The organism is Polynucleobacter sp., from assembly GCF_018500155.2.
GTDB lineage: Bacteria > Pseudomonadota > Gammaproteobacteria > Burkholderiales > Burkholderiaceae > Polynucleobacter.
In genome coordinates this window covers 15,476-30,104 of sequence record NZ_JAHBAK020000017.1, presented here as the reverse complement: position 1 = coordinate 30,104, position 14,629 = coordinate 15,476, and the positions used below count along the sequence as shown (strand labels likewise).

Annotated in this window: 12 protein-coding genes, 1 other RNA gene, 1 pseudogene and 1 riboswitch; of the genes and pseudogenes, 10 read left to right on the top strand and 4 right to left on the bottom strand. The window is 45.1% G+C overall.

From position 1 onward, the window contains the following. The first annotated feature begins 6 nt into the window (after window positions 1–6). From KIH43_RS01980 to KIH43_RS01965, 4 genes are all read left to right on the top strand, one after another. Window positions 7–924, top strand: coding sequence for a LysR substrate-binding domain-containing protein (locus KIH43_RS01980; RefSeq protein ID WP_296968188.1), 918 nt, complete (start codon window positions 7–9; stop codon window positions 922–924). Between the two features lie 120 nt (window positions 925–1,044). After that, window positions 1,045–2,346 (top strand): malonyl-CoA decarboxylase, encoded by a 1,302-nt coding sequence (locus tag KIH43_RS01975; protein WP_296968190.1) that lies wholly within the window; start codon window positions 1,045–1,047, stop codon window positions 2,344–2,346. A gap of 180 nt (window positions 2,347–2,526) precedes the next feature. Further along, window positions 2,527–3,489 carry a tripartite tricarboxylate transporter substrate binding protein gene (locus KIH43_RS01970; protein ID WP_296968264.1) on the top strand — a complete coding sequence of 321 codons (963 nt, stop codon included), beginning with the start codon at window positions 2,527–2,529 and terminating at the stop codon, window positions 3,487–3,489. Between the two features lie 46 nt (window positions 3,490–3,535). Then, on the top strand, window positions 3,536–5,059 hold the full coding sequence (locus tag KIH43_RS01965) for a malonyl-CoA synthase (RefSeq protein WP_297717154.1): 1,524 nt from the start codon (window positions 3,536–3,538) through the stop codon (window positions 5,057–5,059). 12 nt (window positions 5,060–5,071) lie between these two features. Here KIH43_RS01965 and KIH43_RS01960 read toward each other — a convergent pair whose 3' ends face one another. The 4 genes and pseudogenes from KIH43_RS01960 to KIH43_RS01945 all read right to left on the bottom strand — a co-directional run bounded on the left by KIH43_RS01960 (window position 5,072) and on the right by KIH43_RS01945 (window position 6,692). Next, a complete protein-coding gene (locus KIH43_RS01960) occupies window positions 5,072–5,890 on the bottom strand; it encodes a sulfite exporter TauE/SafE family protein (RefSeq protein ID WP_297717151.1) in 819 nt (272 codons plus the stop codon). After that, a non-coding RNA gene (gene ssrS, locus KIH43_RS01955) (6S RNA) lies at window positions 5,891–6,109 on the bottom strand. An 84-nt stretch (window positions 6,110–6,193) separates the two neighbouring features. After that, window positions 6,194–6,424 (bottom strand): annotated as a pseudogene (locus KIH43_RS08905) (cell division protein ZapA); the annotation flags it as partial. Beyond that, window positions 6,405–6,692, bottom strand: a complete 288-nt coding sequence (locus KIH43_RS01945; protein WP_297717145.1) for a hypothetical protein — start codon at window positions 6,690–6,692, stop codon at window positions 6,405–6,407. The gene KIH43_RS01945 and the pseudogene KIH43_RS08905, both read right to left, overlap by 20 nt. A gap of 162 nt (window positions 6,693–6,854) precedes the next feature. Here KIH43_RS01945 and KIH43_RS01940 point away from each other — a divergent pair, with 162 nt between their 5' ends. The 6 genes from KIH43_RS01940 (at window position 6,855) to frc (ending at window position 14,564) form a co-directional block, all read left to right on the top strand. Next, window positions 6,855–7,430 carry a hypothetical protein gene (locus KIH43_RS01940; RefSeq protein WP_297717142.1) on the top strand — a complete coding sequence of 192 codons (576 nt, stop codon included), beginning with the start codon at window positions 6,855–6,857 and terminating at the stop codon, window positions 7,428–7,430. Between the two features lie 51 nt (window positions 7,431–7,481). Next, a riboswitch (cobalamin riboswitch) is annotated at window positions 7,482–7,690 on the top strand. 157 nt (window positions 7,691–7,847) lie between these two features. Then, complete coding sequence (locus KIH43_RS01935; RefSeq protein WP_297717139.1) at window positions 7,848–9,746, top strand: TonB-dependent receptor; 1,899 nt, start codon at window positions 7,848–7,850, stop codon at window positions 9,744–9,746. 56 nt (window positions 9,747–9,802) lie between these two features. Beyond that, window positions 9,803–10,621: a DUF5522 domain-containing protein gene (locus tag KIH43_RS01930; RefSeq protein ID WP_297717136.1), complete on the top strand. Its 819-nt coding sequence runs from the start codon at window positions 9,803–9,805 to the stop codon at window positions 10,619–10,621. Between the two features lie 105 nt (window positions 10,622–10,726). Then, on the top strand, window positions 10,727–11,344 hold the full coding sequence (locus KIH43_RS01925) for a Crp/Fnr family transcriptional regulator (protein WP_296968205.1): 618 nt from the start codon (window positions 10,727–10,729) through the stop codon (window positions 11,342–11,344). A gap of 210 nt (window positions 11,345–11,554) precedes the next feature. After that, entirely contained in the window at window positions 11,555–13,264 is a 1,710-nt protein-coding gene (gene oxc / locus KIH43_RS01920) for an oxalyl-CoA decarboxylase (RefSeq protein ID WP_297717132.1), read from the top strand. 49 nt (window positions 13,265–13,313) lie between these two features. After that, a complete protein-coding gene (frc, locus tag KIH43_RS01915; RefSeq protein ID WP_297717130.1) occupies window positions 13,314–14,564 on the top strand; it encodes a formyl-CoA transferase in 1,251 nt (416 codons plus the stop codon). Window positions 14,565–14,629: the final 65 nt, after the last annotated feature.

Below are 14,629 nucleotides of genomic sequence, written 5' to 3'. Positions count from 1 at the left end.
CCGACTATGCTTAATCACGAAGTCACACTGAAAAAATTGGAAATTCTCTGCTCTTTTGTGAGAACAGGCAGTTTGGTTAAAACCGCAGAAGAATTGCAGTTAAGTTCAGTCAGCATTCACAAAGCATTGCATTCGCTAGAAGCAGGCATAGGGTGCCCACTCTTTATTAAGGATGGCCGCCAGCTAAGAGCGCTCCCAGCAGCGCACTACCTAGCTGAGGAATGTGTTGATTTACTCGGAGAGGTTGAGCGCCTGCTAAAAAAGACGCGCGCCAAGGCAGGTGTTGAGAGCGGTCAGGTTCGTTTAGGTTCAATGTACTCCTTAACAGCCAACATTATTCCAAGAATGATTATGGGCACTAAGATTCGCAGACCTAACTTGGATATTGATTTATACCTTGGTTCAAATGAGGATTTGTTGCAAAAGCTTCACGAGGGAAATGTGGATGCAGTCGTGATTGCTGTTCCAGCGACTAGCTCAATTGATGGATTAGAAATTGTGCCTTTATTTGAGGATGATTTATTTTTGGCTTCCTCAAAAGGCAACAAACCAAAGGCTGCTGAAATTGATTTATCAGAGTATGAACATGAAAAGTTTTTAACGTTGCAAGATGGGTTTGCAACCACTTCTGGTTTTTATGATGCTTTCAAGCTAGCCGGATTTACCCCGAATGTGGTGATGCGAGTAGGAGATATTTTCTCGTTGATGAATATGATCTCGGGTGATATGGGCAGGACTTTATTGCCGGGTAGAGTGAGGGCATTAATGGGAAATGCAATTGAATTTACCCCTTTGCAAGCCAAGTACCAGGTTACCCAGAAAATCGGCCTCATCTATCTCCAGGCTAATGAATCCAATCCCAATATCTTGGCCTTAGCGGCTGAAGCCCGCATGTTGCAACGCACCATCCTCGCAAAACCCTAAGCATATTCCCTTAAACATTAACTTTAAGTTAATGAAAATAGCAATAGATTAATTGATTCTGCGATTTGTCGGTAATACATTGAAGCATGTTTTTTATGCCCACTGTTTCCATAAGTCCAGATGCTTGAAAAGTTAGCCAAGGCGCGTTATTTCTCCCGAGTGACCGGTGCGGTCAATCGCCTCATATCAGAAAGAGGTGAATCCAATGCCGTCAGCATGGCCGATGACGTGACAAATAACTATCGGAAATTAAGCAAAGATCAACACGCCAAGTTCTTTACATTTCTATTTGAAAAGCTCAATCCCGATCCGGCAGCAGTCATGACGGCAGCGCAAAATTTTTCAGCAGAAGCGAGTGCTCGCAATTACATCAAACTACAGCGAGTTGCTGAGCCACCAAGACAAGAATTGTTTCGTCGCCTAAATCGAGCAAGTAATGGCACCGCTGCCTTAGTTGGGATGCGGCGTGATTTATTGCAATTACTTGAAAAGCAGCCGGAATTAACGGCGGTGGATTTTGATTTGCGCCATTTGTTGTCTTCTTGGTTTAACCCAGGCTTTTTAAAAATGCATCGGGTAGATTGGAAATCGCCTGCTGAAGTTTTGGAAAAATTAATTCAACATGAAGCGGTGCATGAGATTGATGGCTGGGATGACTTACGCAGACGTTTGCAGCCCGATCGCCGCTGCTTTGCCTTTTTCCACCCACAGCTTCCTAATGAACCGCTAATCTTTGTAGAGGTTGCGCTGCTGCCTGAAATACCTGCTGTGATTGCCCCCCTGGTGGATAAGAAAGCGGAGACGGTGCATCAGGCCTCTCAATATAAAGTTGCCGCTTTTTATTCGATCAGCAACTGTGAGCCTGGTTTGCGTGGCGTTTCAATGGGGAACTTTTTAATTAAGCGAGTTGCAGAGCAACTGCATGCCGAATTCCCCAGTATCAAAACTTTTGTAACGCTTTCACCAATACCAGGATTTATTGAGTGGGTTGCTGCTGGTGCCGTTATTGGCGATGATCAATCGAGTATCCAATTAAAACCCGCGTTGCGTGCTGCACGTGAACAAGCGCTGGACGTTCTCAACCTTGGAAATCGTTCATGGGCAGAGCGACTTGCTGAAGGCTGGCATCCCGATACTGCAACAGAAAAAGAAAAATCGGCCTTACTATGCCTAGCAAGTATGTACTTGGCGCTCGGTTCAGCTGGAAGAAATGGTAATCCCGTTGCGAAGTTTCATCTTGGCAATGGCGCCAAGTTGTATCAGATTAATTGGGCTGGTGATTTATCGCGTAAAGGCCTGCGTCAGTCTGCGGGGTTGATGGTGAACTATTTATACGATCTTTCCACGGTAGAAGAGAATCACGAGCGCTTTACCCGTGGGGAAGTCGATTATTCACGGTCGGTCGGTCGATTGATGCAGTAAGCAATACAGAATTTTGGAGGAGAGAGTCTAAAGCAGAATTCATAGAGTATTCGCTTTAGAATGACTGAAAAACTGGGCACTAAGATCCGGAGAAGTATTTAGAATGAAAAATGAAATTAAATTGACAATAGTCAAAACACTGGTGGAGGAGACAACATGATTAAGTTTTCTAATGATGCAATGGGTTTATTGAAAAAAGCCCTGGTAATTGCTTGCTTTGCGCCTTTGGCTGCCATTGCCCAAGAGTGGCCAAATAAGCCGATTACATTTTTGGTGCCTTTCCCTGCTGGGGGCGGAACAGATGCCTTTGCACGCCCATTGGCGACACAGCTGACTAAACAGTTGGGTAAACAAATTGTGATTGATAACCGTGGTGGTGCTGGCGGAACATTGGGCGCCTCTATTGCTGCAAAAGCTGCACCTGATGGCTACAACTTTTTTGTAGGCGCTGCGCATCACGCCATCGCTCCTGCTATGTACCCTAATTTAGATTACGACATTGAAAAGAGTTTCGTACCTGTAGCCATGATTGCGAATCCACCACAAGTGATTGTGGTAAATCCCAAAAATGTACAAGTAAAAGACCTCAAAGAATTTATCGAGCTACTTAAGAAGAATCCTGGCAAATTTAATTACGCCAGTGCAGGCAATGGCTCTTCACACCATTTAGCTGGTGAGCAATTCAAAATGCTGACCAAGACATTTATTACTCATATCCCTTATCGCGGTGCAGGCCCTGCCATGCAGGATCTTATTGCGGGACAGGTCGATATTGAGTTTGATGGCCTAGGATCTTCTGCTGCGCAAATTAAGAATGGCTCCATTGTTGCGTTGGCAGTTGCTTCTCAAAAACGTGCGCCAGGATTTCCTAACGTCCCAACTGCAGCAGAAGCGGGTTTGGTTGGTTATGAGGTTTCCACATGGTATGGACTATTTGCGCCTAAGGGCACCCCTGCGCCAATTGTTGAGAAAATGATTGTGGAAGTGCAAAAGGCAATTAATACTCCAGAGCTCAAAGCTATTTGGACTAATAATGGTTCGGACACCCCCAATCTTTCTGGAGAGGCTTTCGGAAAATTTGTTTCTGCTGACATCAAACGTTGGGCAGCAGTAGCAAAAGCCTCGGGCGCAAAATTGGATTAAGACTCCAATCTTATTTTCCACATCGATTGTTTAATTTGGGTTTCTGATGAATCTATATTCAGTATTGGAAAAAGGCTTTCCAAAAGATAAAAAAGCCTGCGCTCTAGAGACGCATGACGGTCTTTACTATTCCTGGGAGGATTTAGAGCGCGCCACAGCAAAGATTGCCAATCTTTTGCAAAGCCTCAAATTGCCGGCGGGTTCTCGCGTTGCTGTGCAGGTCGAAAAATCTCCCGAGGCCTTGTTTCTGTATTTAGCTACGATTCGTGCGGGTTATGTGTATTTGCCGCTCAATACCGCCTATCAAGCAGCCGAAATGCAATACTTTATTGAAAATGCTGAGCCAGCGGTTGTGGTGTGTAGTGGTAAAAATTTGCCGTGGGTATCAAAAGTGGCTTCTAAGGCAGGCACTAAATATGTGTTTACTTTAAATGAGGATCGCACAGGTACATTGCTCGAAAGAGCGGGTGGTTTGAGTGATCGATTTAAGACTGTTGCTACCAAAGATGATGACTTGGCGGCGATTTTGTATACCTCTGGTACTACTGGACGTAGTAAGGGCGCAATGCTGACGCATAAGAATTTGTACAGCAATGCACAGGTGCTACAAAAATTCTGGGGTTGGGTAAAAGGCGATGTGCTTTTGCATGCATTACCCATATTCCATGTGCATGGTTTATTTGTTGCAGCTCATGGTGCATTAATCAATGGTAGCAAGATGATTTGGTTGCCGCGCTTAGATATTGCGCAGTTGATTAAGCATATGCCTCAATCCACTGTGATGATGGGTGTACCAACATTCTATGTACGTTTACTGGCAGATAAAGGATTTAACAAGAAAGTGGCGCGTAATATGCGTCTATTCATTTCTGGATCAGCTCCGTTGCTGACGGAAACATTTAATTCGTTTAAAAAGTTAATTGGTCAGCCCATCCTAGAGCGTTATGGTATGAGTGAGACGGTAATGCTGGTATCCAATCCTTACCGTGGTGAACGTATAGGTGGATCTGTCGGCCTGCCTTTGCCTGGGGTAAAGGTTCGTGTGGTGAATGAAGGCAATAAGCCATGTGGAATTGATGAGATTGGCAACATACAAGTCAAGGGACCTAATGTCTTTAAGGGATATTGGCGTATGCCCGAGAAAACTGCCGAAGAATTTACAAAGGATGGCTGGTTTAAAACGGGTGATGTTGGTCGTTGGGGTGGCGATGCCAATGGTGGTAAAGCGCCAAAGGAATATCTATGTATCGTAGGCCGTAGTAAGGATTTGATCATCTCAGGTGGCTACAACGTTTATCCAAAAGAAATCGAGAGTTTTATCGATGATATGGATGGAGTTGATGAGAGTGCAGTGATTGGCATTCCCCATCCTGATTTTGGTGAGGCCGTGATGGCGGTGGTGGTTCCTAAGGCGGGCGCTAAGCTAAATGCCGATGCCATGATCGCTACTTTGAAAACACAAATTGCTAACTTTAAGATTCCAAAGCGCGTGGAGATCGTTGCAGATTTACCGCGCAATGCTATGGGTAAGGTGCAAAAAAATATCTTGCGTCAGCAGTACGCTGCTTAAAGTCACGTCTTATTAAAAACCAAATGCTTTGCGGCTTTCATTGAACATGAAGACCGCAAGCATTAATAGCATCACACCAAAAATACGTTTGAGTTGAGTAACATTGAGCTTACGAGCCATCTTCGCTCCTAATGGCGCAGTCAAAATGCTAACCGCAACAATGCAGGCGACAGCCGGCAAATAGACAAATCCCAATGATCCTGCAGGAAGATTTGGCAAGCCCCAGCTGCCATACATATAGCCGATGGTTGCTGCCGCAGCGATAGGAAAACCAAGGCCTGATGAAGTTGCCATTGCTGTGTGAGGCTTGACGTTACACCAGAGCATAAAAGGGACGGTGATAAAGGCGCCTCCTGCCCCTACTAAGCTGGCGAGGCCGCCTGCAAAGGCGCCAAATGAAAACAACCCTAAAGCGCCTGGAAGCTCTCGACCTGCGCTAGGTTTTTTATTGAGGATCATTTGAATGGAGGTGTAAACAATAAAGATGGCAAAAAACAAAGAGAGCCAGGAGGTATTGAGAGCCTCAAATATTTCACTGCCGCCGATGAGGCTGCCTGCAACTAAACCAGGACTTAATGACGCGACTAATTTCCAGTCGATTGAGCCGTGTTTGTGGTGAGCCCAGATTGCTGAAGTGGTCGTAAATAAGATGGTGGCCATGCCAGTAGCAATAGCCATATGCACAATCACTTCTTGATCAAAACCTAAGTGATTAAATACCAAAATCATGAATGGCACGAGAATCATGCCGCCGCCAATACCAAGAAGTCCTGCTAGAAATCCTGATATGCTGCCGCAAATCATGAGCATCAAAATATCGCTCAGTAACATGAATTCCCCGCCTTAGCCGCTAGGCCGTCATCCTGAACCCAAAGGTTCAAGGTGGAACGGCTACCTTGTTTCGGGTGCATTAAGAGGTTCAGGGAGTAGCCAAGTCTGAGTTGGTACTGTGAACTTTCGAAACGCTCACGCCCACAAGGTAAAGATCGTTCCGGATGCTTGCGCATCGGTTCAAGGAACTATTGGCCTTGGCGAACCAGGCAGGGAAAGGGTTTGCATCAAAGTATCTACTTGATCCTCCAGTCTGCGTATCTCAGCTTGAAGCTGCACCACTTGATCTGGATTCACGTTCACTGCAGAACTTTGTTGACTTTGATTGTTTTGAAGTTTGATGAGGTCGCCCGCAATCTTGAGTGCCGCCATCATGCTTGCACGCTCTATGCTGCGATTGCCACCGCCAATAGCCAATTGAATTTGTTCATCGACTAATACGCACGCAGCACGCAAAAGGGGCTCATGTTCAGCGCTGGTCGCTAAGGTGATTTTTTGGCCGGCAAGAGTTACTTCAATGCGTTGTTGGCTCACTATCGTCCTCTGAATTGGTTGGTGGAATTGCTTCGCCTAGTAGATTTAATTGGCGAGAATCGCCTTGCTCAGGTAAGCGACTAAGAATACGTTGCACACGTTTTTGTGCATCTTCAATCTTGGTCTCTAGTTGGGAGCGACTCTGCTGCAAATTGCGAATGGCATCTTGAATCAAATTGACTTTTTCGCTGATGCGTTTGACCGAAGCATTTAATGCCTCCAAGGAGGCCTCGTCATGATCGGAGTTAAGAGGGTTTAGCTCATTCATAGTGCCATTGTAGCCCCATGAAAATGCTTTGTGCGACTCCAAAGCATATTGTCAATTGGGCGGTTCTATTGGCCCGGATGGGCAATTGGGCTTGGGCAGGGGGTAACTCAGGATAAAATGACTAGTTACGAAAACTAGGGCAAAAACCAGGAGCATTGACTCATGACTGCATTATCAAAAAAACATAGTTTGTATCTTGTATTGGCGATGTCAGCCATGATGTGGCTTACCCGAGGTCATCATATGGCTTCTTTGGCATATTTGCCAGACGCTTCTTGGGCGATCTTTTTTGCTGTGGGTTTTTATTTTTCCGGCATTTCTGTTGCGATCCTTTTTTTAGCACAAGCCTTCTTGATTGATTATCTTGTCGTCAATCGATTGGGAATAGGTCAATCGTGCTTCACTGCAGCGTATGTATTTTTGTTACCAGCTTATCTTTCTATGTGGTTTGCAGGAAGATGGTTTGCTAAGCGCTACGCTCTGAACTTTGGAGCATTTAAAAAGTTTGTTTTGGCAGCGTTTTTTGGAATCGTTGTATGTGAATTGATTTCTAGTGGTAGCTATTACGTAATGAATGTTCCCGGAGATGCATCATTTACTGAATTTGGTTCTAGATTGATTCAGTATTTCCCCTTTGCACTCGAGATTACATTTGCGTATTTGATCGTTGGTTTGGTGTCCCATCTAGTAGTGATCGCGGCTTATCAAAAAACTGTGCATTCTCAAAAAAATAAATAATTTAAATTGGCGATCCCTGGGCACAAGCCCGGGTAGCAGCTACCTGATGCCTTATAATCATGGCATCAAGGTGCTCTGATAAGCCTTTATCAGAGTTAAACGGGAAGCACTAACCAAACGTGCGCTGTCCCCGCAACGGTAAGAGAATGCCCATATAGTGTGGGCAAAGAGTTTGAATCGCCACTGTGTCGCTTTGACATGGGAAGGCCAGGCTCCTAGATTCTTCAGCCCGGATACCGGCCTTGATAGGTGGAATCTGCAACGTGGGTCTTTGCATGTCGATAGTGCTTCACAATCTGGTGAAGTTTTATTTGCATACTCATTGAGCGTATTCCAAAGATTCTAGCTAACAGGGAATTTGGCTAGGGAATCATTCTTTAGGTATACCAAATGCAACATCAATCTTTCAATAAAAAAATGATCCCAACGCTGTTAGCCGTTGGCCTGGGATTTGGGTTACAACAAACAGCAACATACGCTCAAAGTAATTCATCTGTTTCAGTATCAGGCAAGGGGTCGCAAATGGATCCCGTCATTGTGACTGCGACTCGCACGCCAACACTGGCAAACGATGTGTTGGCAGACTATGTTTATATTGGCCCAGAAGAAATTGCTGAGGCTGGTCAATCGACGATTACACAATTATTGCAACGTCAAAGAGGGGTTGAGGTCTCGGCATCTGGTGGCGGTGTTCAAACCGTTTTTTTAAGAGGATCTAATTCCAATCAAACCTTGGTGATGATTGATGGGGTGCGTACCACTTCCGTATTAAGTGGCGGGGCTTCATGGTCAGCGATACCAGTCCAACTGATTGACCATATAGAAATTATTTTTGGGCCACAAAGTAGTTTGTATGGTTCAGATGCGATTGGTGGTGTGATTAATATATTTACCAAGAAGGGTGTCGGACCTACCCAAGTGACTGCCTCTACTGGCTTCGGTACTTATGGCACCAGCATCTCTCAAGCGAGTTTATTTGGCTCAACCCAGGGCGATCAAAGTATTAGTTACTCTGTTAGCGCAACTGCAGAACATTCCGCAGGCTATAACACGATTGCTTCCAATAATCCCTATAAGAGTAATTACAACACCACCAATACGATTGGCAATACTAAAACTGGGGGTGCGGCTCAAGTTAGTCAAGAGTGGGCAAAAGGTCAGTCAGTTGGGGCGCAGGTTTATGCCAGCAGAAACAATAATCAATATCCAGTGTATGGACCAGGAAAAGTACTTGGTAATCAGATTAATGAAGTCACGACTTTGGCGCTCTATTCAAAAAATCAAATCACGGATATTTGGAATAGCAATTTACAGGTCGCGCAATCCTATGATTCAGGACAAGCCATCTACCCTAGTCAGAATCCTGCTGCATGGTATCCCGCTGGAAATCCTCTGACAAATACCAAGCAAAATATCTATACCTGGCAAAACGACATTAATGTCGGTCCTGATTTGGTGCAAATATTGGCCGAGAGAAGAACCGTGTCCATGTATGCAACTGGTGCGAATACGCTCAATTTAGATCAAGACACCAATTCAGTTGGTGCGGCTTATCAATTAAAGCGTGGCGCTAACTTGGCGAATTTCAGTTTGCGTAATGACAACATCACTGGTTATGGATCGCAAAATACCGGTGGCGCATCCTATGGATACTTTTTCACCAAAGAGTTAAGGGTGAATGTGAACTATGGAACAGGATTTAAGGCGCCGTCTTTTTATGATTTGTACTATCCCAATTATGGTGTGGCAACCCTGAAGCCAGAGAAGAGTCAAAATACAGAAGCAGGCATTCACTATGAAACGCTGCCTTACGATATTCATTTGGTTGTCTACAACAACACCATTACCAACTTAATTCAATACACAAGTTTGGGCTGTCCAGTTGGGTACTCTACCGGCTGTGCCAGCAATGTGGCATCAGCCAAAATTAGTGGTGCCTCTTTGGGTGGCGTGAGCCGCATTGGTAGTTTCACATTGAAGGGTTCATTTGATCAACAAAATCCTGTTGATCAATCAACAGGTTATGTTCTTGCCAAAAGAGCCAAACAATTTGGTAACGTGAGTGTTGAATATAAAAAGAATGCCATGCTTGCTGGTGTAGAAGGCACATTCCAGGCGCAGCGCAATGACTATGGCAATACCGGCACGATGAATGGTTATGGCATCGCTAATATCTATGGCAGCTATGACTTTGATAGGGACTGGAGTCTATTTGCACGCTGGAACAATATATTTAATAAAAATTACCAACTCAATTACGGCTACATCCCACCGGGATCCAATGTGTTCGTTGGCATCCGCTATGCGATGAAGTAATTCTGTTTGAATCTACTGCCACCTACGGGTGGCTTTTTCATTTCTCAATACGATTAATGTCCACTATTGAAATCCTGCATCGTAATGCCTGCACACAAGGGCGCGATACCTATATAGATCCTGCCACGGGGTATCAGGTCTTAACTAGCGAGGCGCTATTAAGACAGGGAAGATGTTGCGGCAACTCCTGTCGACATTGCCCTTATGGGCGTTTTAATGTTCCAGGAAACACTGGGTCGGATTTGCCCATGGAAAAGCCTGTTGTCCTAAATTGGTTGCCAAAACTAGACGCTTTAGATGTTCTTTTTTGGTCTGGAGGTAAGGATAGTTTTCTGACCTTAATGCATTTGTTAGAGCAGGGAAGAAATGTCATTTTGCTCACGAGCTTTGGTGCTTATACCAATCGGGTATCTATTCAGGATATCCACATTAAGGACATAGCAAAACAAGCGGAGCTTTTTAAGGTGCCATTGTGCCTGGTGCCTTTATACCCAAACTCGGATTACAAGCAAGCGATCGAAGTGGGTTTAAGTCAAATTCGTTCCAGCACAGGCTTGCCGATTGCACGTTTGGTTTTTGGTGATTTGCATTTGCAAGATATTCGTCAATGGCGCGTAGATACCTGGCAGGGTTATGAAGTGAGCACGCCGCTATTCGGAGTGCCTTATGAGGAGCTCTTGCAAAAACTATGGGCCCATCTAAAAACACTCAATCTCTCAATTACCCTGTCGACAGAGGTGAGATTGGGGGATGCCACTTTGCCAGTCGGTACCCCCTATGACCAAGCGCTAGTAGAGAAATTTGATCAGGCTGGCATCGATCGCATGCTTGAAAATGGGGAGGGGCATACCCTCGTCAGCTCAAAAAGCCGCTGAGGAGTATCATTGTTGCATTGCAAAAAATGCCTTGGTGTCAGCCCGTTTTTGCACCCTTTTTTGGTGCAAAAAAGCCTACAATATAAGGCTGAGGATGAAGGATTCATGACCGTATTAGATAAGCACCCCGAAAAAAACCTGATTCGACTTCAGTTGCGCCAAAACTGTGTGCTTCAAAGTCTAGATCCAACAGTCATGGCGGAGTTAGAGCGGCATTTAGAGATCTCAGACCTCAAAAAATCAGAAATTCTGCTCCACCAAGGCGACCATCAAATGGAGCAGTATTTTGTCCTTGATGGAATCCTCAAGCGGATCGTGTCTAGTGCAGATGCCAAAGAGATGATTCTGCGCTTTGCTATCGAAAAAGATATCGAAACCAGCTATGCCGCCTGGCGGCTCAAGACCGCAGCCCCTTACAGTATTGCCTCAGTAACCAAGGCAAGGGTGGCAAGAATGCCTCTGAAGAAGTGGGCGGAATTTCTGGATGAGCATAAGCTTCTCAAAGAGGCCTTTGAGTTCGAAGTGATGCGCCTGATGAGCGAAATCATGGCCCACACCATTACCTTGCATATGCTCGATGCCCCAGGCCGGGTGGAGCGGTTTTTGCGTAAATATGAGGACTTGTTTGAGTTGCTTCCCAAGAAGGAGCTCGCTGCCTATCTAAACCTGTCTCCTGAGACCCTTAGCCGCCTCAAGTCTAAGCATAAAGAGCTATTTATCTAAGTTAGCCAGCTTGCCTAATGGGGTAAGCGAATTTAGGGGGAAATTGACCGAAGTCAATGATGAACCCCCACCCCAAGCCTAATATTCTTCTCAGCCTAAGCGGGGCAAAAACCCGTAGAGCAATGTATAACTTCAAATGGAGACACTAGCGAAAGCTAAACTGTAATAACCATCCTATTTGGTGGCGACAAACAGTTCACATAAAAATTTATGACAACAGAAAACCAAAACACTCAATTAACTGATGGCTTCCATTTGGTCATTGATGCTTTAAAAGCAAATGACCTCAACACCATTTTTGGCTTAGTTGGTATTCCGATTACCGACTTGTGTCGTCTTGCTCAAGCCGAGGGCATGCGTTTTATTGGCTTTCGTCATGAGCAGCATGCAGGTAATGCTGCAGCGATCGCGGGTTACATGACGCAAAAGCCTGGCATCTGTATGACGGTATCTGCACCAGGCTTCTTAAATGGATTGACTGCGTTAGCAAATGCAACAGTGAATTGTTTCCCAATGATTTTGATTTCTGGTTCAAGCGAACGTGAAATTGTGGATTTGCAGCAGGGCGACTATGAAGAGATGGATCAGCTCAATGCAGCAAAACCTTATTGCAAAGCGGCATACAGAATTAATCACATCGAAGATATTGGGATTGGTTTTGCTCGCGCAATTCGTGCGGCAGTTTCTGGTCGCCCAGGCGGTGTTTATCTCGATTTGCCTGCACAGTTGCTCAGCCAAACAATGCCTGTTGAAGAAGCTAAAAAATCGATCTTTAAGGTAATTGATCCTGTACCTCGTCAAATCCCTGCCGCTGATGCGGTAGCGCGTGCCTTAGATGTTCTGAAGAATGCTAAGCGCCCATTAATTTTGTTGGGTAAAGGCGCTGCTTATGCACAAGCAGATAGAGAAATTCGTGATCTGATTGAAAAATCTGGCATTCCTTACTTGCCTATGTCTATGGCAAAAGGTTTGTTGCCAGATAATCATCCGCAGTCTGCATCTGCCGCACGTTCATTTGTGTTGGCAGAAGCTGATGCAGTGATGTTGGTCGGTGCGCGTTTGAACTGGTTGCTTGCTCATGGAAAAGGAAAAACATGGGGCAAAGATCCTAAGAAGTTCATTCAAATTGATATTCAGGCCAATGAAGTGGATAGCAACGTGCAAATTGCTGCACCATTGATTGGTGATGTGGGTTCTTGCGTAGGTGAATTGCTCAAAGGCATTGCTTCTGTTCCTAAGCCAAGCGCCGAATGGATTAATGCTGTTAATGAGAAAAAAGAAAAGAATATGGCGAAGATGGCCGAGACTTTGGCCAAAGAAGCAAGCCCTATGAATTTCCATGGCGCATTGCGTGTGATTCGTGATGTGATCAAGAAAAATCCAGATGTCAATTTAGTAAACGAAGGCGCGAATACTCTGGATTACTGCCGCGCTATTGTGGATATGTATAAGCCACGCAAGCGTTTTGACTCAGGCACTTGGGGCATTATGGGTATCGGAATGGGCTATGCGATTGGTGCTGCTGTCACCAGTGGCTTGCCTACCGTAGCGGTTGAGGGTGATAGTGCGTTTGGCTTTAGTGGCATGGAGCTGGAAACGGTTTGCCGCTACAAGCTACCAATTACTACTGTGATATTTAATAACAACGGCGTGTATCGCGGTACTGACGTCAATCCAACAGGTGGCGCTGATGTTGCGCCAACCGTTTTTGTAAAAGACGCACGTTATGACAAGATGATTGAAGCATTTGGTGGAGTGGGCTATTACGTGACTACTCCAGCAGAATTGGAAGCAGCGTTAACAGAAGCCATTGCTGCCGGTAAACCAGCCCTCATTAATGCTGTTATTGATGAGACTGCAGGTACTGAAAGTGGACGTTTAACAAACTTAAATCCATCCACAGCAGCTGCGAAGAAGTAATTCAAGATTAACTTTGAAGTAAAAAAGAAAGACTTAAGGAGAAACCAATATGACTAAACCACTAGACGGCATTCGTATCATTGACTTTACACACGTACAAGCAGGCCCTGCATGTACCCAGCTCTTGGGCTTTTATGGCGCAGACGTTATCAAGGTTGAGCGTCCTGGTGCGGGCGACGTAACACGTAGTCAGTTGCGTGATATTCCTGGTGCTGATGCTTTGTACTTCACTATGCTCAACGGTAACAAGCGCTCTTTGACTTTGGATACTAAGACTCCAGAAGGAAAAGAAGTTCTTGAAAAAATGATCAAGGTTTCTGACGTCATGGTGGAGAACTTTGGTCCAGGCGCCTTGGATCGTATGGGCTTTTCTTGGAAGCGTATTCAAGAGCTCAATCCAAAGATGATTTTGGCATCTGTAAAAGGCTTTAGCGATGGCCATTCATATGAAGATTTGAAGGTATACGAGAACGTAGCGCAGTGTGCTGGCGGCGCTGCTTCAACAACGGGTTTCTGGGACGGCCCTCCAACTGTTTCTGCTGCTGCGTTGGGTGACTCCAATACTGGTATGCATTTAGCAATTGGTATCTTGACTGCATTGATGCAGCGTCAAAAAACCGGCAAAGGCCAAAAAGTATCTTGCTCAATGCAAGACGCTGTATTGAACTTGTGCCGTGTGAAATTGCGCGACCAACAACGTTTGGACAAAGTGGGTTACTTGGAAGAGTACCCACAATATCCTCACGGTTCATTCTCTGATGTAGTGCCACGTGGTGGTAACGCTGGTGGTGGCGGTCAGCCAGGTTGGGTGTTGAAATGTAAAGGTTGGGAAACTGATCCAAATGCTTACATTTATTTCACAATTCAAGGCCATGCTTGGGAGCCAATTACCAAGGCTTTGGGTAAACCAGAGTGGGCAACCGATCCAGCTTATATGACTGCTGAAGCTCGTCAAGACAAGATTTTTGATATCTTCGCCACAATTGAAGATTGGCTCAAAGATAAGACTAAGTATGAGGCAGTAGATATTTTGCGTAAGTTCGACATTCCTTGCTCACCAGTTCTCTCAATGAAAGAATTGGCTGAATCACCAGACTTGCGTAAGAGCGGTTCTATTGTTGAAGTTGACCACAAAGTGCGTGGTAAATACTTAACAATTGGTAGCCCAATCAAGTTCTCTGATTTGCAGATTGAAGTGAAGCCATCACCTGTTTTGGGTGAGCATACTGATGAAGTATTGGCTGATCTTGGTTATGGCAAAGAAGAGATTGCCAAGCTACACGCTGCCAAAGCAGTTTAATAACGACAACTATAGTAATGACTTTAAGGCGCTCCTAGTGGGCGCCTTTTTTATTCCATCATCTG

Excerpts from the sequence above, each read along its gene's own strand:
- KIH43_RS01965 (WP_297717154.1), top strand. The coding sequence starts at position 3,536 with ATGAATCTATATTCAGTATTGGAAAAAGGCTTTCCAAAAGATAAAAAA.
- frc (WP_297717130.1), top strand. The coding sequence starts at position 13,314 with ATGACTAAACCACTAGACGGCATTCGTATCATTGACTTTACACACGTA.
- KIH43_RS01975 (WP_296968190.1), top strand. The coding sequence starts at position 1,045 with ATGCTTGAAAAGTTAGCCAAGGCGCGTTATTTCTCCCGAGTGACCGGT.
- KIH43_RS01945 (WP_297717145.1), bottom strand. The coding sequence starts at position 6,692 with ATGAATGAGCTAAACCCTCTTAACTCCGATCATGACGAGGCCTCCTTG.
- KIH43_RS01940 (WP_297717142.1), top strand. The coding sequence starts at position 6,855 with ATGACTGCATTATCAAAAAAACATAGTTTGTATCTTGTATTGGCGATG.
- KIH43_RS01935 (WP_297717139.1), top strand. The coding sequence starts at position 7,848 with ATGATCCCAACGCTGTTAGCCGTTGGCCTGGGATTTGGGTTACAACAA.
- oxc (WP_297717132.1), top strand. The coding sequence starts at position 11,555 with ATGACAACAGAAAACCAAAACACTCAATTAACTGATGGCTTCCATTTG.
- KIH43_RS01930 (WP_297717136.1), top strand. The coding sequence starts at position 9,803 with ATGTCCACTATTGAAATCCTGCATCGTAATGCCTGCACACAAGGGCGC.
- KIH43_RS01925 (WP_296968205.1), top strand. The coding sequence starts at position 10,727 with ATGACCGTATTAGATAAGCACCCCGAAAAAAACCTGATTCGACTTCAG.
- KIH43_RS01960 (WP_297717151.1), bottom strand. The coding sequence starts at position 5,890 with ATGTTACTGAGCGATATTTTGATGCTCATGATTTGCGGCAGCATATCA.
- KIH43_RS01980 (WP_296968188.1), top strand. The coding sequence starts at position 7 with ATGCTTAATCACGAAGTCACACTGAAAAAATTGGAAATTCTCTGCTCT.
- KIH43_RS01970 (WP_296968264.1), top strand. The coding sequence starts at position 2,527 with ATGGGTTTATTGAAAAAAGCCCTGGTAATTGCTTGCTTTGCGCCTTTG.